This window comes from Rhizobium sp. rho-13.1, assembly GCF_007000305.1.
Classification (GTDB): Bacteria; Pseudomonadota; Alphaproteobacteria; order Rhizobiales; family Rhizobiaceae; genus Rhizobium; species Rhizobium rhododendri.
Map to the genome: position 1 here is coordinate 14,354 of NZ_SCFL01000015.1, position 17,540 is coordinate 31,893.

Genomic DNA, 17,540 nt, shown 5'->3' on the forward strand with positions numbered 1-17,540 from the left:
GTCAAGACTTTCTTGCAAAGCAGCAGAAATGCTCAATCACGGCTACCGCTATCCTTCGACATTCGTATGTTGCGCAGTGTATTGGCCGTGATGGCCCCCCACACACATTTGCCACGCCGCCCGAGGCCTAGGCCAGCAGGTACTGGATGTGGCAGCGGCCGTGGATCGCGGACTTTTCTACGTGCGCTTTTACTCCGAAGACCGTGCGAATGAGGTGTTCGGTGAGGACGTCTTCCGGTGATCCGGCGGCGACGACCTTGCCGTCTCGCAGGACGACGAGACTGTCGCAGAACATGGCCGCAAGATTGAGGTCGTGAAGGGCGACGATACAGGTGATATCCAGCTTGGCGACAAGTGACAGGATATCCAGCTGGTGCTGGATATCGAGATGGTTGGTCGGCTCGTCGAGTAGTAGCTCGGTCGGAGCCTGCGCCAGCGCGCGGGCAATGTGCACCCTTTGACGCTCGCCGCCCGACAGCGTCTGCCATAGTTGGGCTGCCCGGGCCTGCATGTCGACCCGGGCGAGCGCGATCTCGACGGCGGCATCGTCGTCGCTGCTCCAGGTGGAGAGCAATCCTCTGTGGGGCGTGCGACCGAGGCGGACGACGTCGGCGACGGTCAGTGGTGTGTCGGTCGTCGATTGCTGCTCAACGAAGCCTATGCGGCGCGAGATCTCGCTGCGCGACAGACTAGCCACATCATGTTCTCCAAGTCGTATGATGCCGCTGCGGACTTTCCTCAACCGGCAGATCAGGCGCAGCAGGCTGGATTTCCCCGATCCGTTCGGCCCAAGCAGGCCGAGAACCTTGCCTTGCTCGATCGCCAGGCTGATGCCGTCAACGATGAGCGTGTTACCGGCTGCATAGGTGACGTCGTCGACGGATATGCTCATGGGGTCCTCCGGACACGATAGAGGATGACGGCAAAAGCGGGCGCTCCAAAGAGAGCCGTGACGACGCCGATCGGCAGGATCTGCTGGGGGATGATGATGCGCGAAGCAATATCGGCTCCGACCATGAAGATCGCGCCGCCAAGGGCGGTCGCCGGCAGCAGGCGGCCGTGCGACGGCCCGACCAGGAAGCGCGCGGCGTGCGGAATGACGAGCCCGACGAAACCAATCGAGCCGACCATGCTGACGACGCTCGCCGTCATGACGGCGGTCGTGCCAAGGAGCACGATCTGTACGCGGCGCACCGGGATGCCGAGGGAGGTCGCCGCGTCGGCGCCAAAGACGAAGGCGTCGAGCGCCCTGACATGGCAGAGGCAAACAATGAAGCCCGCCAAGGTCACGGGTGCGGAGAGATAGACGTCGGGCCAGCGCACGCCGCTCATCGAACCGAGCAGCCAGAACAGCACGCCGCGCGCCTGCTCTGCATTGGCAGACGTCGTGACGATGTAGGAGGTCAGGGCATTGAACAGCTGCGATCCGGCAACGCCGCAGAGAATGATCCGCTCGCCCGACCCGCCTGCCCCTGAGGCCAGAATGCCCACCAGCGTAAAGGCGACGACGGCCCCGATGAATGCTCCGCCGGACAGCCCGAGAACGTTTGCGCCGAGCCCGAGGATCGTGATGCAAACTGCCCCTGTCGAGGCGCCTGCCGAAATGCCAAGCACATAGGGTTCGGCCAGCGGGTTGCGCAGCAGGGCCTGGAGCACGGCGCCGCAGAGGGCCAGCGAGGCTCCGGCACTGGCTGCAACCAGTGCCCGGCTGAGACGGTAATCCCAGACGATGCCTTGGTGAATACGGTCGATTGCAAAGCCCGTGCCGAAGATGCGGTTCGACACAGCCTCTGCCGTCGTCTGCAGCGGGATGGAGATTTCCCCGATGGAAACGGCAAGGCTGATCGAAAATCCGAGGACGACGATGGCGGCAACGGCGAGCGCTGCAAGCGCCCACCATCTACGCCGTGTTACGACTGCGCTGTTGCTCACCGGGCCAGACCGAAGGACCTGATGCCATTTGCAAGAACCTCGATGCCGTCGATTGTCCGGATCGTCGGGTTCATGGACTGCGCATCCATCATCACAAATCGTTTGTTCCTGACGGCGTCCATTTCGCTGGTGACGGGATCGTTCTGCAGGAAGTCCAGCTTCACCTTGGGATCGTCTGCCGCATAGCGGCGGCGATCCATGGTGGCGATGACGATGACGGCCGGGTTCGCCTGGGATATTGTTTCCCAGCCGACAAGCGGCCATTCCTCCTCGGTGGTCACGACGTTGCGCGCATCGAGGGCCTTCATCATATAAGCGGGGGCACCGTTCTTGCCGGCTATGAAGGCATCGCCCCTGACCTCTTTGCTCGAGAACCAGAAGACGATCGGCAGGTGCTTGGCGGCCGCACCCTCCACGGATGCCACAGCGGTGGCCTCGCGTTTCCTAAGGTCGGTGATCAGGGCATCGCCACGGTCCTTGATATCGAAGACTTCGGAGAGCTGGGCGATCTCCTGATAGACTAGATCCATGCTGAACATCTGCTTGCGGACCCCGTCTCCGCCGTCGGAATTGACTTTGGCGACACAATCAGCCGGCGAGATATAGGTATTTATTCCGAGGTCGGAGAATTGCTCCCGCTTACCGACGGAACCCTGCGGTCCGACATGCCACTCGAATTCCGCAGCCACCAAGTCTGGTTGGCGTCCGACGACGGATTCGAAGCTCGGATCGTTGTCGGCCAGCCTTTTGATCTTGCTGTTGGCCTGTGCATATTGAGGAAGCACGGGACCCACCCAGACCGCCGTGCCGACGATCTTGTCGGCAAGGCCGAGAGACAGGAGAACTTCCGTCATCCCCTGGCCGATGGACACTATCTTCGAAGGCGCCCTGGCAAAGGTCACCTGTTGACCGCAATTGGTTATGGACAGCGGATAGACCGTCGCCGCGAATGCGGGGGCGGCCATGCCGAGAAGCCCGCAGGCAAGCGTAATGCTGGACAGAAACTGACGCATGAAAAATATCTCGATTTTATGGGAAGGCGAGTGCCCTGGTGCTGCAGGTATGCGGCAGCGAGGCAAGCTGCGGTTGCCACGTCAACTGTCGGAAGCCCAATCGAGCCGGAGATGCGCCAGGCTATGGCGAAAATTCAAATGAGACATATCTGTTCCTTTCCGGGCATCCCCGCCCGGGTTCATGGGATAGCGCTTGACGGCAGGTCTCCTGACTTGCGGATATGCGCCGATCATCTGTCTTCCCGCGAAACCTTCGCAGTGACATGGCCCTGAGGCCCTGGGATGAGCAGCAATCCGCTTACAGTTGCGGGGGCAGTCACGGTCTTGGTCCCATTCGGGTGGCCCTCACCGTGTTCCCTATTAATCCCCTTGGAGTCATCCTAAGGGAACCGTCGATGGCATCTATGACAGGCCTGCAACGGCGGTCAAGGTGGGCGGGTCTCGCAAAATCTCGCACAGGTCGGAAATCCATCATTGCTTTATATTATGTTATAACGTTACATTATTGGTAAAATGCAGGCAGTCAAGTGTCTTGTCGCGTTAGCCAACAAACAGACTGCTGACGCAAACCTGTTGCAAACGACGTGCAGGGTCTGGAATGTACGTACCGGAAAGGTGCCCGACGAAAGGCATTCCGGGAATCGCAGGCAGGAGTAGCGCATGAGCAAAATTATTATATTCACCGACCTGCACATGGTCCTGGAGGGAGAGACGATCATCGGCCTCGATCCCTATCAGCGCCTTTCAAGAGGGATAGATCATGTCAACCTGCATCACCGCGATGCTGAGTTTGCGGTGATGACGGGTGACCTCTCGCACCGCGGCAGTCGCCAATCCTATGCGAGACTGCGCGAACTGGTCGACACGCTCGAAATTCCCGTCCACCTGCTGGTCGGAAACCACGACAACCGCGAAAACTTCATTGCCGCCTATCCCGAAAGCCCGCGTGACGAGCACGGTTTTATCCAGCAGCGGATCGAGACCGAAAACGGTGTCATGCTTTTGCTCGATACGCTTTGCGGACCGCCCTACGTCTCGCCGGACGTTCATGCCGGGGTGCTGTGCGACAATCGGCTTGCCTGGTTGAAGCAGAACCTCACTGGTGCCGGCGACCGGCCCGTCTACATCTTCATGCATCACCCACCGCTCGACACCGGGTTTCCCGGGATGGACAAGATCAAGCTCCGGAACGGCGAGGAGTTTTACGATATCCTTGCCGAATACGGCAATGTCCGCCACATCTTCGCCGGCCATGTTCACCGTACGATTGGCGGCTCCCATCGCGGTATACCTTTCTCGGTATTCAAGAGCCCGGTCCATCAGCAGCCGATGGTATTCGATACGGAAGATACTTCCCTCTCCGTCGATGAACCGGGCGCCTACGGCATCGTTTTCCTGAAACCGCAGGGATGCCTCGTTCATGTCGAGGATTACGAACTGTCCAACCATTCGATATCGGGCAGCGACGCACTCGGTAACTGAGACATATGCCCTGACGTCGGACTATGCCGCGTCGCCGCCTCGTCTTTAGGCCGCTTCCATGACACCGACGCTGACCGGCAGGTCAGCGTTGGTGTTTTCACGTGCGCATCCTCCGGTTGCCGCGCGCGCCTCGGCAAGACCGGTGGAAAGATCGGAAAATTTGTAGGCAATAGTTGACATCGGGAGTCAACAAACAATACAGGAGTTCACCAGTCAACTTATTGATCATGGTCGTTGGTCGGTATTCCGTAGACTTTTCAGGTATTTGATAGATTGATTGCAGGGGGCTGCCGTGATGTTTCGCGAGGCTAGGACGACTGTATCGCCGGTGGGCACATCCTTTACGACGACCGTCGGACGTCTGATGATCGCGTTTCTGTCGAGTTCGACGCTGCTTGCCGCAACCCCGGTTTTCGCTCAGTCAGGCGACGCGGAAGCAACCACGCTCGCCAAGATCACCATTGCGGGCCAAGGCGACCGAGCTGGCACCATTGACAAGACGATTGTCGCAAAGAGTTCCCGCTCCAGCAGCAAGACCGACACCCCGCTTCTCGACGCGCCGGCCTCGGTTTCCGTCGTCACTGCAAAGGAAATGAAGGAGCGCGGTGTCACCAACCTCGACCAGGCGCTGGCCTACACGCCCGGCGTCTCCACCGATATCTACGGCTCCGACGACCGCTACGACCACTTTTTGATCCGCGGTTTCTACCAGACGACCGACGGCACTTTCCGTGACGGGCTGCCGATGCGTGTCGGCGGCTCCTTTACCGCCAGCCGCCTCGAGCCCTATGGCATGGAACGGATCGATGTGCTGAAGGGGTCCAACTCCACGCTGTTCGGCCTTTCCGGCCCCGGCGGTATCGTCAATGCGCTCACCAAGGTGCCGCAGGACAAAGACTTCGGCGAGATCTATACAACAGTTGGGAACGGACATGTCGAAACCGGCACCGACTTCGGCGGAGCGCTCGACAAGGATGGCATCTGGACCTACCGCATGACTGGCAAATGGCAGAATGCCAATGCCGGCATCGACCATACCAACGACGATCGCGTCTATGTCGCGCCGGCGCTGACCTGGTCGCCGGATGCCGACACCTCCGTCACCATCCTGACGGATTACAACAAGCGCGACGGCAACCCTGGCCATGCCATTCCCTACAAGTCTGGGATCGATTCCGAGACCTATCTCGGTGAGCCCGATTTCGACAGGGTCGACACCATCGAGCGCAATGTCGGCTATCAGCTGCGCCACGATTTCGGCAACGGTTTCGAGTTCCGGCAGAATGCCCGCTACACCAATCTCGACATGACCTATCAGCAGATCTATCTCGGAGCTGCCGATCCTGCTTCGAGCCGCGCTGCATTGGCAATTTATGGCCATAGCAAGCGGTTCCAGATCGACAACCAGCTCCAATATGACGGCACCTACGGCCCATTCGAAAGCCGCACACTGCTGGGCGCCGATTATGGCCGCGACAGCAATAGCGAACGTCGCCTCGACGGGACGGCCGGTGGCGTGCTCGATGACAGCAAACCCGTCTATTGCGGCACACGCTGCATCTCGTTCGGCGCACCGGTGGACACCAGGACAAGGCTGACAACGGCCGGCACATACCTCCAGGAACAGCTGACGATCGACGACCGCTGGATCCTGACGCTGGGTGGCCGATACGATCACGCCGACACGATGTCGGAAAGCTCAGGCATCCGCGACGACGCGGTCGATACGAATTTCTCCAAGCGCGCCGGGCTTACCTTCAAGGCGACCTCCGAGCTCTCGGTCTACGCCAATTACTCGGAATCCTTCCAGCCACTGGCAGCCAGCCGCTCGACCTTCCTCGGCACGCCCAAGCCTCAGGAGGGCACACAGTACGAAATCGGTGCAAAATATCGGCCCGAGGGTATGGATGCGCTGTTTACCCTGGCGCTGTTCGACCTGACCCAGAAAAACGTGGCGCAGTGGGCGTCGGACTATTCCTACCAGTACCAGGTGGGCAAGGTGAACGTGAAGGGCATCGAGTTCGAGAGCAAGGTCGCGCTCACCGACCGGCTGAACCTGACTGCCGGTTATTCGTACTGGGACGCGCGGATCAAGGACGACGCGACCACCGGGCTGATTGGCAATCGGCCGGAACTCGTTCCCAACCACATGGCAACGCTCTGGGCCGACTATACCATTCCCGGCAAAGGCGCGATCGGTGACATCAACGTCGGGATGGGCGCCCGCTTTGTCGGCAATACTTTCGGCGACAATGCCAACACGCTGCCGCTTGCCTCAAGAACGGTCTTCGACGCGGCTTTCAATTACAAGTTCAAGAACGGCGTTGCCCTCGCCGTCAACGCCACCAACATCTTCGACAAGGAATATGTGGCCAGCATCGACGACTACAGTCTGGCCGCCTACTACGGCGACCGCCGCGCGGTGCGGGCGACCCTGCGCTACACCTGGTAGCGCCTGCGCGACGATCTCTCGGCGCAACCACAAAACACAGGAATGGATGTCATGGCTCTCGTTACCCGTCGTCGCGACCTGCTGTGCGGGCTGGCAACCGCTCTCTTGGCGCCGGAGCTGATGCACACACCCGCCATCGCTGCCGACGGGCCGCTGCAATTCGATCATGCCTTCGGCGTGACCGTCCTGCCGAAGCCCGCTACCCGTGTCGTATCGCTGGGCTACCTCACCCAGGATCCCCTGCTCGCGCTCGATGTCATCCCGCTTGCGATACGCGACTGGTTCGGCGACCAGCCATTTGCCGTCTGGCCATGGGCGCAGCCTTTTCTGAAGAACGCCCGCCCCGTTGTCATCAAGGGCAATGTCGGGTTGGAACTCGTCGCTACCTTGCAGCCGGATCTGATCGTCGGCATCGGGTCAGGCATATCGGAAGCAGAGTACGCCGGGCTTTCCCGCATTGCGCCCGTGCTGATGCAGCCGAAGGCGTTTCCGGCCTATGGCATGCCTTGGGATGAGATGACACGGCTGATCGGTCGCGCCGTCGGCAAGGATCGCATAGCCGACGAACTGGTTGCCAAGACCCGCCAGGACTTTGCGGCAGCGCGCCTGCGACATCCGGATTGGGGCGGACTCACGGCTGTCGCCGCCTATCACTATGGCAGCGAGACCGGATTTTTCGCATCCTCGGACACGCGCGGCCATTTCCTGACCGAGCTCGGATTTGCCCGCACAGCCGCCAGCCGCCTGCTCGATGGGTCCAAAAGCTTCTATCAAAAACTTTCACCGGAAGACCTGTCCGCTCTCGAAGCTGATCTCGTCCTTTGGGTATCGTCCTCCGAAACCGCTACCGATCTCGCCGCCCTGCCGATGCGCCGTGTCCTGAAGGCCCATGCCGAGGGTCGCGAAGTCTTTGCGGGCGGTACGGTCGCAGCCGCGCTGTCTTTCGGCAGCGTCCTGTCGTTGCCCTTCGTGCTGTCTGCACTCGAGGCCGATATGGCAGCAGCACTCGATGGCGACCCCAGGACATCGGTAGCCTCGGCGGTCCGTGCCGGACTTGCCCCGTGATGCCGTCTGCCACAGTCCCCTCGCAGCCCACAGCGGGAAAGCACCATACAGCACGGCAACGGCTGGCAGTTGCCGTTGCGGGCTTTCTGCTGCTGGTGGTCCTGTGCCTGGTCAGCCTGGCCGTCGGCGCGCGTTCTGTTTCTCTCTCCACCGTCTTCGATGCGTTGACGGCCTATGACGCTCGCCTGCCAGACCACATTGCGGTCCGGGACTATCGCTTGCCGCGCACGTTGCTGGGGCTTTTATGCGGAGCGGGTTTCGGTGTGTCCGGTGCCATCATCCAGGCGATCACGCGCAATGCGCTCGCCGATCCCGGTCTGCTCGGCGTCAATGCCGGCGCTGCCTTTTTCGTGACGATTGCTGCCGGCGTATTCGGCCTGCAGGCGGTGAGCACCTATCTCTGGTTTGCCTTTCTCGGCGCCATCGTTGTCACTGTGATCGTCTATGTGCTCGGCTCGCTCAGTCGCGCCGGAGCGACCCCGGTCCGGCTGCTGCTTGCAGGCGTCGCGATCAATGCGTTGCTTGGCGGCCTCGGATCAGCCATCGTACTGCTCGATCCGGTCGGCTTCGACAGCATGCGTCTCTGGTCGATCGGCGCTCTCGGCGGCCGCGACATGGCGGTGGTGTCTGCGGTGGCGCCGTTCATTATCGTCGGGCTTGGCATCGCGGGCCTCATCGCACCGGCGATGAATTCGATAGCGCTCGGCAATGACACCGCCCGGGCGCTGGGCACCCATGTTGTCCGCAGCCGCATCCTGGCGGCTGTGTCCTTGACCCTTCTTGCCGGTGGTGGCACGGCGGCGGTCGGACCGATCGGCTTCATCGGCCTGATGACGCCACATGTCGTGCGCTGGCTGTTCGGCCCCGATCAGCGGCTGATTTTCGCCGGCACGATGATCTTTGCCCCGATCCTGCTGCTGTCGGCCGACATTATCGGGCGTCTTCTCCTCCCGGGTGAACTGGAAGCCAGCATCGTCACCGCCTTCATCGGCGCGCCCGTCCTGATCCTCCTGGTGCAGCGGCAGAAAGTGCGCGGGCTGTGACGCGGGCGGCGGATCCAGGCGTCATCGTTCTGCGCTCGCCCCGTGGGCGGCTTTCGCTGCGGTTGCGCAGCCGGAGTGTTATCGCCTGCGCCTTCATGCTGGCTGTCTGCCTCATGCTCGTGCTGCTGTCGCTGGTTTCCGGCGACTATGCGGTTTCAATGTCGGATGTCGCGCGGACCCTTTCGGGGCGGGGCGACCAGATGCAGGAGATGATCGTTCTCGAATGGCGCCTGCCCCGCGCCCTGCTTGCGCTGCTGATCGGCGCCGCGCTCGGCATCAGCGGTGCTATTTTCCAGTCGCTGACGCGTAATCCGCTCGGTTCGCCGGATATCATCGGCTTTTCTGCCGGCGCCCACACCGGCGCGCTGGTGGCGATGCTGCTGTTGTCGGAGGGCTATTTAGGGACAGCCACGGGCGCACTGATCGGCGGTCTGGCAACGGCGATCGCAGTCTACATGCTGACCTACCGAGGGGGTATCGACGGATTTCGGCTGATCGTCGTCGGCGTCGCCATCGCCGCCATGCTGTCTGCCGCCAATGTCTGGATGATCCGCAAGGCAGACCTGCAGGTCGCGATGTCGGCTGCCATTTGGGCGGCGGGCTCGCTGAACGGCCTCGGCCTTGATCGCCTGCTGGCGGTATCGGTGGCGCTGGCAGTGCTCGTCCCTATCGCCCTTGCCCTGGCAAGGCCGCTCCGTCAGCTCGAACTCGGCGACGAGGCGGCGCTTTCGTCTGGTGTGTCGCCGGATCGCGTCCGGCTGGCGCTGGCCGTCATCGGCGTGGCCCTGATCGCGGTGGCAACGGCCGCGGCAGGCCCCATCGCCTTCATCGCGCTAGCAGCGCCGCAGCTTGCGCGGCGCGTGACCAGGTCGGCCGGGGTTGCGCTGGTACCATCGGCGCTAATGGGCGGGGTATTGCTCGTCGCCTCGGATTGGGCAGCCCAGCACGCGCTCGGCCTCCAGCTGCCGGTCGGCGTGATGACGTTTAATATCGGCGGCCTGTATTTCATATGGGTGCTAGTCAGCGAGGGACGCAAATGACGACGGCCAGACTGCGCGCTGAAGCAGTGACTTTGCGCTACCGGGAGTTGACGGTCGCCCGCGAGCTCTCGGTGACCATTCCGGATAACGCATTTACCGTTATCTTCGGCCCGAATGCCTGCGGCAAGTCGACATTGCTGCGGGCCTTGTCGCGCCTGCTTCGGCCGACGCAGGGGGAGATCATCCTCGACGGTGCCAGCATTGGAAGTCTGCCGGCCAGGGACGTGGCGCGCCGGCTCGGGCTTTTGCCGCAGAGTTCTATCGCACCTGACGCCATTACCGTCGAAGACCTCGTGTCGCGCGGCCGTTATCCGCACCAGTCGATCTTTCGCCAATGGTCGGCCGCTGATCAACAGGCCGTCGCGTCTGCGATGTCAGCCACAGGGGTCGCCGACCTTGCCACCCGGCTCGTCGACGAACTGTCCGGCGGGCAACGCCAGAGGGTCTGGCTTGCCATGGTTCTGGCCCAGCAGACACCAATCCTGCTCCTCGACGAGCCAACCACCTTTCTCGACATCACCCACCAGATCGACCTGCTCGACCTGTTGGCCGATATCAACGCCGACGGACGCACCGTCGTTGCGGTGCTGCATGATCTCAACCATGCCTGCCGCTATGCCACGCACCTGATCGCGATGCGCGATGGCGCCATCGTTGCCGAAGGCACGCCGGCAGCGATCGTCACCGAACAACTGATCGAAAGCGTCTTCGGCCTTGCCTGCGTCATCGTTCCAGATCCGGTGACGGGAACCCCGATGATCGTGCCGCGCGGGCGCCACTCGGCAGCGCAAGCCCGGCCAGTAGCCGATATCCCCGGTTCTGCTGCAGACAAGGACGAGATCGTATGAGCGAGGTGCAGGAATTCAAGTTGAGCGGCGTCGCAATTCCGCACGATGCCGCAGGCATGCTGGATGAGATCTGCGAGCATTTCGTCGAGCATTCGAGCGTCGAGCGGACGGGCAATCTGGCGCTGCTGAGAAGCGAAACGGCACTTGTCGCCATCCGCCTAAAGGACAGCCGCCTGCTCATAGAACTCGCTTGCGCAACGGAACAGGCGCTGCAGCTGACCTGCAACAACATTGCCGAGCATCTGGTCTACTTCGCCGGCGAAGAACCTTTAGAGCTTAGCTGGTCGACGCCACCGGCGCCCGGCATCCTGCCCGATCTGCGCGAGGTAACCGTGGTGTCCGCCGCGGACGTCACGCCGCATATGCGAAGGGTCAAATTCAGTTGCGAGGATATCGCGCCGTTCATCGGTGGCGGCATGCATGTGCGTGTTCTGCTGCCGCCTGACGGACGCATACCGGTCTGGCCGACCCTGCTGCCGGACGGCAGGACGGGCTGGCCCGAGGGGGAAGACGAACTCGCGGTGAGGGTCTATACCATCCGCTCCGTCGATGTCGCACGCCGTGAATTATGGATCGATTTCCTGCAGCATGCCACGCACGGTGTCGCGGCGCCCGGTGCCGAATTTGCGCGCAAGGCGAGACCGGGACAAAAGCTGGCGTTTCTTGGGCCAGGCGGCGGCGGAGTTCCGCAGGCGTCGTCCATGCTCCTCGCAGGCGATGCGACGGCGCTTCCAGCCATCGCCCGGATCGCGGCAGAAGTGCCGGCCCATATCCGGATGCAGGCCATCATCTTGGTGGAGGATGCAGGCGAGGAGCAACCCTTGCCAACATCGGGAACTCTGGATGTGCGCTGGCTCCACCGGAAGGATGACAAGAGTGATACCGGTTATCGGTTCGGCGACGCGGTCAGGACCGCGATCAGCGCGGCGGATGCGCAGACCTATGTCTGGGTGGCCTGCGAAAGAGACGAGATGCGCCCCATTCGCGCGCTCCTGAAGCAAAAGGGCCATGATCGCAAGCTGACTTATGCGGCGTGGTACTGGGAGAAGCCAAAGCCTGACGCGGTAAATCAGCCGTGATGGATTTGCGCTCGGTTTCGTGTCCGTGACGACAGATCGCCTTTGAGTTTTCTCTTTCATTGCGGTTAAGTTCGCTTTCGCGCAAACGCGATGCCAGCGAAGGATGAATCGATGTTTTTGACAGATCGCCAGACCGAGATCGTTGCTCTTGCCAAATCGACGGGCCGCGTTCTCGTCGACGATCTCGCGACGCGGTTCAATGTGACGCCGCAGACCATACGCAAGGATCTCAACGATCTCTGCGACGGGCAGATGCTGACCCGCATGCACGGCGGCGCCAGCCTACCCAGCGGCACTGCGAATGTGCGCTACGAGCAGCGCCGCCAGATAGCCTCCGCCGAGAAGCAGGCGATCGGCGCCGCAGCTGCCCAGCTCATCCCCAACAACGCATCGCTGTTCATCAATATCGGCACGACGACCGAGGCGGTGAGCGAGGCCCTGATCGCCCACCATGAGCTGATGGTGATCACCAACAACATCAATGTGGCCAATCGGTTGCGCCTTTATTCGGCAATCGAGGTCGTGGTTGCGGGTGGCGTCGTGCGCGCTTCGGACGGCGGCATCGTCGGCGAGGCGGCCGTCGATTTCATCCGGCAATTCAAGGTCGATTACGCAGTCATCGGCGCCTCCGCCATCGATTCCGACGGCGCCCTGCTCGACTACGATTTTCGCGAGGTGAAGGTGGCACAGGCGATCATCGCCAATGCCCGGCACGTCATTCTGGTGGCGGATTCGACGAAATTCGAGCGCACGGCACCGGTGCGGATCGGACAGCTGTCGCAGGTCCAGACATTGATCACCGACCACTGTTCCGTCGAGGCCATCCGGACGATCTGCCACGACAGCAACGTCGCGCTGATCGAGACATCGAAAGCGAGCTGACCCGCGAAACTTTCGTTTGACATTCGTTATGGTTTCGTTTCAGATGTCTCCTATACCGCAAGCGCAATAAATTTGTGCATTGCGAAGGTCTGGCTCTTGGGGGAGAGGCAGTGGGGGATAGAATGTTCGATCTTTTTGTCATTGGTGGCGGCATCAACGGTTGCGGTATTGCGCGCGACGCGGCCGGCCGTGGCTACAAGGTAGCGCTGGCCGAAATGAACGATTTCGCCTCCGGCACATCTTCCGGATCGACCAAGCTTATCCATGGCGGCCTGCGCTATCTCGAGCATTACGAATTCCGGCTGGTTCGCGAATCGCTGATGGAGCGCGAGGTCCTATGGGCCATGGCGCCGCATATTATCTGGCCGATGCGCTTCGTCCTGCCCTACCAGAAGGGCGGCATCCGCCCGGCCTGGCTCATTCGCCTCGGGCTCTTCCTCTACGACCATATCGGCGGCAGAAAGCTGCTTCCGGCGACGTCCGTTGTCGACATGCGCAAGGATCCGGCAGGCAAGCCATTGAAATCCCTGTTCACCAAGGCCTTTGAATATTCCGACGGATGGGTCGACGATGCGCGGCTTGTCGTCCTCAACGCCCGGGATGCTGCCGATCGCGGAGCCCAGATCATGCCGCGGACCCGCGTGCGGTCGGCGCGTTGGGAAAAAAATGCCTGGTCTGTCGAGACGCAGGATATGGCAACAGGCAGGATCGACAGCTTTCAGGCGCGCATGCTTGTCAATGCGGCAGGCCCCTGGGTCGATCAGGTGCTGTCCAGTGCATTCGGCAAGAACCAGGTTCACAATGTACGGCTCGTCCAGGGCAGCCACATCGTCGTCAGGAAGAAGTTTGACGATCCACGCGCCTATTTCTTCCAGAACCCTGACAATCGCATCATCTTCGCTATCCCCTACGAGCAGGATTTTACCCTGATCGGCACGACCGACCAGGATTTCGAGGGCGATCCGAAGGATATCCGAATCACGCAGCGCGAGGTCGACTATCTCTGCAGCGCCGCCAGCGAATATTTTGCCGAACCGGTAAAGCCTGATGACATCGTCTGGTCCTATTCCGGCGTTCGTCCGCTGTTCGACGACGGCGCCTCGAAGGCGCAGGAAGCGACGCGGGACTATGTGCTGAAGCGCGAGGAACTGCCCGGTGGCGGTGAACTGCTCAACATCTTCGGTGGCAAGCTGACCACCTACAGGCGCCTTGCAGAGCACGCGCTGGAGAAGATCGGCGATGCGATCGGTGTCAAGGGCAAGGTCTGGACGGCCGGCAGCAGCCTGCCCGGCGGTGCCTTTGCCGCGACGGGCTATGAGAGCGAAGTTGCCAAGCTCAAGGGCTCCTACCCGTTTCTGGCCGACCGCCATGCCCGACGGCTTGTCCGGCTCTACGGCACGAACGCGGCGCTCCTGCTCGGCAAGGCAGCAAACGCGTCCGATCTCGGCCGTAATTTCGGCGACGACCTTTTCGAATGCGAGGTCCGGTGGCTGATCGACATGGAATGGGCAAGGCACGCGGAGGACGTGCTTTGGCGCCGGACCAAGAAGGGACTGTATCTGTCGAAGGATCAGGCCGCAGAACTTGAGACTTTTATCGCCGGGGTGATCACGCACTAGGAGCGTTTGCCGCTCGAGGACAATATCACCGCTGGTTTGGAGGAGGCACGGGGATTTAATGCTGGAATTGCGAAATGTGGCCAAGATGGCGGGCAGTGAATATCATATTCACCCCTCCAGCCTTGTCCTTCAGGGAGGAACACTGAACGTCCTGCTGGGTCCGACCTTGTCCGGCAAGACGTCTCTGATGCGGCTGATGGCCGGGCTGGACAAGCCAACCTCGGGAACGGTTCACTTCGATGGCGTCGATGTTACCGGCCTGCCGGTGCAGAAGCGCTCGGTCGCCATGGTCTATCAGCAGTTCATCAATTATCCGGCGATGACGGTATACGAGAATATCGCGTCGCCGATGCGGATTGCCGGCAAGGATAAGCAGACGGTGGACCGCGAAGTGCGCAAGGCCGCCGAGCTCATGAAGCTGACGCCCTATCTCGACCGCCTGCCGCTCAACCTCTCCGGTGGCCAGCAGCAGCGCACGGCGCTGGCGCGTGCCATCGTCAAGAACGCCCGCCTCGTGCTGCTCGACGAGCCACTCGCCAATCTCGACTACAAACTGCGCGAGGAATTGCGCGAGGAACTGCCTCGCCTGTTTGCCGCCTCGGGATCGATCTTCGTTTATGCCACGACCGAACCGTCCGAGGCCCTGCTGCTCGGCGGCAACACCGCGTCGCTCAGCGAAGGGCGCATAAGCCAGTTCGGTCCAACCATCGACGTCTATCGCAACCCTGCCGACCTCGTCACCGCCCGGACCTTCGCCGATCCGCCACTGAATACGATCGCACTGGTGCGCGCCGGTAATGCGCTGCAGCGCGACGGAGAAACGATCCTGCAGCTGCCGGACCACCTCGCCGGCGTGCCGGAAGGTCCATGCGTCATAGCCTTCCAGCCTCACCATCTGTCTGTCGCGAGGCGGCATGAAACTTCGGCAGCCCTCAAGGCGCGGGTGATCATCTCCGAAATCGCCGGCTCCGAAAGCTTTATCCACGTGGAGGCGGCAGGCTCGCGCTGGGTGATGCTGGAACATGGCATCCACGATATCGATCCCGACACCATCGTCGACCTGTTCGTCGATACCCGCCACCTGATGGCCTTCGATACCGCGGGGCACTCGATTGCCCGCGCGGCGAACGGATAGGAGACCGGAAATGGCACGCATCACGCTCGATCACATCCGCCATGCCTATGCGCCGAACCCGGCGACAGACAAGGATTATGCGCTGCGCGAAGTCCACCACGAGTGGCGGGACGGTGGCGCCTATGCGCTGCTGGGACCCTCCGGCTGCGGCAAGACGACCTTGCTCAACATCATTTCGGGCCTTCTGCGCCCGTCCCATGGCCGCATCCTGTTCGACGGCAGGGACGTCACCGATCTGCCGACGCAGGAGCGCAACATTGCCCAGGTTTTCCAGTTTCCGGTCGTCTACGACACCATGACGGTCTACGACAACCTGGCATTTCCGCTGCGCAACAGGGGCGTGGCTGAAGCCGACGTCGATCTTCGGGTCCGCGAGACGCTCGACATGATCGATCTATCGAGCTGGGCGAACCGCAAGGCCAGCGGCCTCACCGCCGACCAGAAGCAGAAGATTTCGCTCGGACGTGGCCTTGTGCGCAACGATGTCAGCGCGATCCTGTTCGACGAGCCGCTGACTGTCATCGACCCGCACATGAAATGGCAGCTCCGCTCGCAACTGAAACTGCTGCACAAGCAGTTCGGCTACACCATGGTCTATGTGACCCACGACCAGACGGAGGCGCTCACCTTCGCAGACAAGGTCGTGGTCATGTACGACGGACAGATCGTTCAGATCGGTACGCCGGCCGAGCTGTTCGAGCGACCAAGTCACACCTTCGTCGGCTATTTCATCGGCTCGCCCGGCATGAACGTCATGGCGGCGCGCGTCGAAGGCAGCTTAGTGCATGTCGGCGACCAGACCCTGGCGCTCGGCTATGCGCCGGACACCGGAAAGGCGGCCAAGACCGAGCTTGGCATTCGCCCCGAATTCATCCGCATCGACCGCGACGGCATGCCGGTGACGATCAGCAAGGTCGAGGATATCGGCCGTCAGAAAATCGTCCGCGCCGAGTTTGCGGGCCAGCCAATTGCCATCATCGTTCCCGAAGACGGCGAGATCCCATCGGAGCCACGGATCACCTTTGATCCCACCGCCATCAGTATCTACGCCGATTCCTGGCGTGTCGGCCGGGAGGATCGGGCATGAACAAGCCATGGAACAACAAGGCCTGGTTCCTCGTCATGCCGGTGCTGGTGCTGGTGGCCTTTTCGGCGGTGATCCCGCTGATGACGGTGGTCAATTATTCGGTCCAGGATACGTTCGGCAACAACCAGTTCTTCTGGGCCGGTACCGACTGGTTCGTCCAGACGTTGAAGTCCGACCGCTTCTGGTCCGCGCTCGAGCGCAACCTGGTGTTCTCTTTCATCATCCTCGCGCTCGAAATTCCGCTCGGCATCTTCATCGCGCTGAACATGCCGAAGAAGGGTCTCGGGGTCCCCGTCTGCCTGGTACTAATGGCGCTGCCGCTGCTCATTCCCTGGAACGTCGTCGGCACGATCTGGCAGGTGTTTGGGCGTGGCGATATCGGGTTGCTTGGGCATACGCTCAATTCCATGGGTATCGACTATAACTACGTCCGCAATCCCCTCGATGCCTGGCTGACCGTTATCGTCATGGATGTCTGGCACTGGACGAGCCTCGTTGTGCTTCTTTGCTATGCCGGTCTGGTGTCCATTCCGGATGCTTTCTACCAGGCCGCCAAGATCGATGGCGCGTCCCGCATGGCCGTGTTCCGTTACATTCAGCTGCCGAAGATGAAGCGGGTGCTGACCATCGCCATCCTGCTGCGCTTCATGGACAGCTTCATGATCTACACCGAGCCTTTCGTCGTCACCGGCGGCGGACCTGGCAACTCGACCACGTTCCTGTCAATCGATCTGGTGAAGACCGCGCTCGGACAGTTCGATCTTGGCCCGGCTGCGGCCATGTCGATCATCTACTTCCTGATCATCCTGCTGCTCTCATGGGTGTTCTACACCGTGATGACCAGCTACGACGCGGAGACCTGA

Annotated in this window: 16 protein-coding genes and 1 riboswitch; of the genes, 12 read left to right on the forward strand and 4 right to left on the reverse strand. The window is 61.5% G+C overall.

Annotation, left to right across the window (positions count from 1 at the left end; all coding sequences use genetic code 11):
• Window positions 1–127: 127 nt before the first annotated feature.
• From EQW76_RS23455 to EQW76_RS23465, 3 genes are read right to left on the reverse strand one after another with little or no spacing between them, the layout of a single operon-like run.
• A complete protein-coding gene (locus tag EQW76_RS23455) occupies window positions 128–892 on the reverse strand; it encodes an ABC transporter ATP-binding protein (RefSeq protein ID WP_143123273.1) in 765 nt (254 codons plus the stop codon).
• A complete protein-coding gene (locus EQW76_RS23460) occupies window positions 889–1,932 on the reverse strand; it encodes an iron ABC transporter permease (RefSeq protein ID WP_142831420.1) in 1,044 nt (347 codons plus the stop codon). The genes EQW76_RS23455 and EQW76_RS23460 overlap by 4 nt, the downstream gene beginning before the upstream one ends.
• Window positions 1,929–2,945: an ABC transporter substrate-binding protein gene (locus tag EQW76_RS23465; RefSeq protein ID WP_142831419.1), complete on the reverse strand. Its 1,017-nt coding sequence runs from the start codon at window positions 2,943–2,945 to the stop codon at window positions 1,929–1,931. The genes EQW76_RS23460 and EQW76_RS23465 overlap by 4 nt, the downstream gene beginning before the upstream one ends.
• Before the next feature lie 180 nt (window positions 2,946–3,125).
• Window positions 3,126–3,354: riboswitch (cobalamin riboswitch) on the reverse strand.
• Window positions 3,355–3,605: 251 nt separating this feature from the next.
• Here EQW76_RS23465 and EQW76_RS23470 point away from each other — a divergent pair.
• Window positions 3,606–4,427 carry a phosphodiesterase gene (locus tag EQW76_RS23470; RefSeq protein WP_143123274.1) on the forward strand — a complete coding sequence of 274 codons (822 nt, stop codon included), beginning with the start codon at window positions 3,606–3,608 and terminating at the stop codon, window positions 4,425–4,427.
• Between the two features lie 45 nt (window positions 4,428–4,472).
• On the opposite strand, the gene EQW76_RS30180 is transcribed toward EQW76_RS23470, so the two are convergent.
• Entirely contained in the window at window positions 4,473–4,607 is a 135-nt protein-coding gene (locus EQW76_RS30180; protein ID WP_257625455.1) for a hypothetical protein, read from the reverse strand.
• 115 nt (window positions 4,608–4,722) lie between these two features.
• On the opposite strand from EQW76_RS30180, the gene EQW76_RS23475 reads away from it, so the two are divergent.
• The 11 genes from EQW76_RS23475 (at window position 4,723) to EQW76_RS23525 (ending at window position 17,540) form a co-directional block, all read left to right on the forward strand.
• Window positions 4,723–6,879: a TonB-dependent siderophore receptor gene (locus EQW76_RS23475; RefSeq protein WP_244615491.1), complete on the forward strand. Its 2,157-nt coding sequence runs from the start codon at window positions 4,723–4,725 to the stop codon at window positions 6,877–6,879.
• 51 nt (window positions 6,880–6,930) lie between these two features.
• Window positions 6,931–7,944 carry an ABC transporter substrate-binding protein gene (locus EQW76_RS23480; RefSeq protein WP_202617207.1) on the forward strand — a complete coding sequence of 338 codons (1,014 nt, stop codon included), beginning with the start codon at window positions 6,931–6,933 and terminating at the stop codon, window positions 7,942–7,944.
• Window positions 7,944–8,987 carry an iron chelate uptake ABC transporter family permease subunit gene (locus EQW76_RS23485; RefSeq protein WP_142831416.1) on the forward strand — a complete coding sequence of 348 codons (1,044 nt, stop codon included), beginning with the start codon at window positions 7,944–7,946 and terminating at the stop codon, window positions 8,985–8,987. Before EQW76_RS23480 ends, EQW76_RS23485 begins: the two co-directional genes overlap by 1 nt.
• On the forward strand, window positions 8,984–10,027 hold the full coding sequence (locus EQW76_RS23490; RefSeq protein WP_244617011.1) for an iron chelate uptake ABC transporter family permease subunit: 1,044 nt from the start codon (window positions 8,984–8,986) through the stop codon (window positions 10,025–10,027). Before EQW76_RS23485 ends, EQW76_RS23490 begins: the two co-directional genes overlap by 4 nt.
• Window positions 10,024–10,875: an ABC transporter ATP-binding protein gene (locus tag EQW76_RS23495; RefSeq protein ID WP_143123275.1), complete on the forward strand. Its 852-nt coding sequence runs from the start codon at window positions 10,024–10,026 to the stop codon at window positions 10,873–10,875. The genes EQW76_RS23490 and EQW76_RS23495 overlap by 4 nt, the downstream gene beginning before the upstream one ends.
• The gene (locus EQW76_RS23500; RefSeq protein ID WP_142831414.1) at window positions 10,872–11,954 is read left to right on the forward strand and encodes a DUF2218 domain-containing protein; all 1,083 of its coding nucleotides are present in this window, start codon (window positions 10,872–10,874) and stop codon (window positions 11,952–11,954) included. The genes EQW76_RS23495 and EQW76_RS23500 overlap by 4 nt, the downstream gene beginning before the upstream one ends.
• 111 nt (window positions 11,955–12,065) lie before the next feature.
• On the forward strand, window positions 12,066–12,836 hold the full coding sequence (locus EQW76_RS23505) for a DeoR/GlpR family DNA-binding transcription regulator (protein ID WP_142831413.1): 771 nt from the start codon (window positions 12,066–12,068) through the stop codon (window positions 12,834–12,836).
• 110 nt (window positions 12,837–12,946) lie between these two features.
• Window positions 12,947–14,455, forward strand: coding sequence for a glycerol-3-phosphate dehydrogenase (glpD, locus tag EQW76_RS23510; RefSeq protein ID WP_142831412.1), 1,509 nt, complete (start codon window positions 12,947–12,949; stop codon window positions 14,453–14,455).
• Between the two features lie 58 nt (window positions 14,456–14,513).
• Window positions 14,514–15,590 (forward strand): ABC transporter ATP-binding protein, encoded by a 1,077-nt coding sequence (locus EQW76_RS23515; protein WP_142831411.1) that lies wholly within the window; start codon window positions 14,514–14,516, stop codon window positions 15,588–15,590.
• 10 nt (window positions 15,591–15,600) lie between these two features.
• Window positions 15,601–16,677, forward strand: a complete 1,077-nt coding sequence (locus tag EQW76_RS23520; RefSeq protein WP_142831410.1) for an ABC transporter ATP-binding protein — start codon at window positions 15,601–15,603, stop codon at window positions 16,675–16,677.
• Complete coding sequence (locus EQW76_RS23525; RefSeq protein WP_142831409.1) at window positions 16,674–17,540, forward strand: sugar ABC transporter permease; 867 nt, start codon at window positions 16,674–16,676, stop codon at window positions 17,538–17,540. The genes EQW76_RS23520 and EQW76_RS23525 overlap by 4 nt, the downstream gene beginning before the upstream one ends.

What these genes read in the sequence shown, in the direction of transcription:
- EQW76_RS23455 (WP_143123273.1), bottom strand. Translation starts at nt 892, where the DNA reads ATGAGCATATCCGTCGACGACGTCACCTATGCAGCCGGTAACACGCTC.
- EQW76_RS23525 (WP_142831409.1), top strand. Translation starts at nt 16,674, where the DNA reads ATGAACAAGCCATGGAACAACAAGGCCTGGTTCCTCGTCATGCCGGTG.
- EQW76_RS23470 (WP_143123274.1), top strand. Translation starts at nt 3,606, where the DNA reads ATGAGCAAAATTATTATATTCACCGACCTGCACATGGTCCTGGAGGGA.
- EQW76_RS23485 (WP_142831416.1), top strand. Translation starts at nt 7,944, where the DNA reads ATGCCGTCTGCCACAGTCCCCTCGCAGCCCACAGCGGGAAAGCACCAT.
- EQW76_RS23480 (WP_202617207.1), top strand. Translation starts at nt 6,931, where the DNA reads ATGGCTCTCGTTACCCGTCGTCGCGACCTGCTGTGCGGGCTGGCAACC.
- EQW76_RS23505 (WP_142831413.1), top strand. Translation starts at nt 12,066, where the DNA reads ATGTTTTTGACAGATCGCCAGACCGAGATCGTTGCTCTTGCCAAATCG.
- EQW76_RS30180 (WP_257625455.1), bottom strand. Translation starts at nt 4,607, where the DNA reads ATGTCAACTATTGCCTACAAATTTTCCGATCTTTCCACCGGTCTTGCC.
- EQW76_RS23500 (WP_142831414.1), top strand. Translation starts at nt 10,872, where the DNA reads ATGAGCGAGGTGCAGGAATTCAAGTTGAGCGGCGTCGCAATTCCGCAC.
- EQW76_RS23475 (WP_244615491.1), top strand. Translation starts at nt 4,723, where the DNA reads ATGTTTCGCGAGGCTAGGACGACTGTATCGCCGGTGGGCACATCCTTT.
- EQW76_RS23520 (WP_142831410.1), top strand. Translation starts at nt 15,601, where the DNA reads ATGGCACGCATCACGCTCGATCACATCCGCCATGCCTATGCGCCGAAC.
- EQW76_RS23495 (WP_143123275.1), top strand. Translation starts at nt 10,024, where the DNA reads ATGACGACGGCCAGACTGCGCGCTGAAGCAGTGACTTTGCGCTACCGG.
- EQW76_RS23515 (WP_142831411.1), top strand. Translation starts at nt 14,514, where the DNA reads ATGCTGGAATTGCGAAATGTGGCCAAGATGGCGGGCAGTGAATATCAT.
- EQW76_RS23465 (WP_142831419.1), bottom strand. Translation starts at nt 2,945, where the DNA reads ATGCGTCAGTTTCTGTCCAGCATTACGCTTGCCTGCGGGCTTCTCGGC.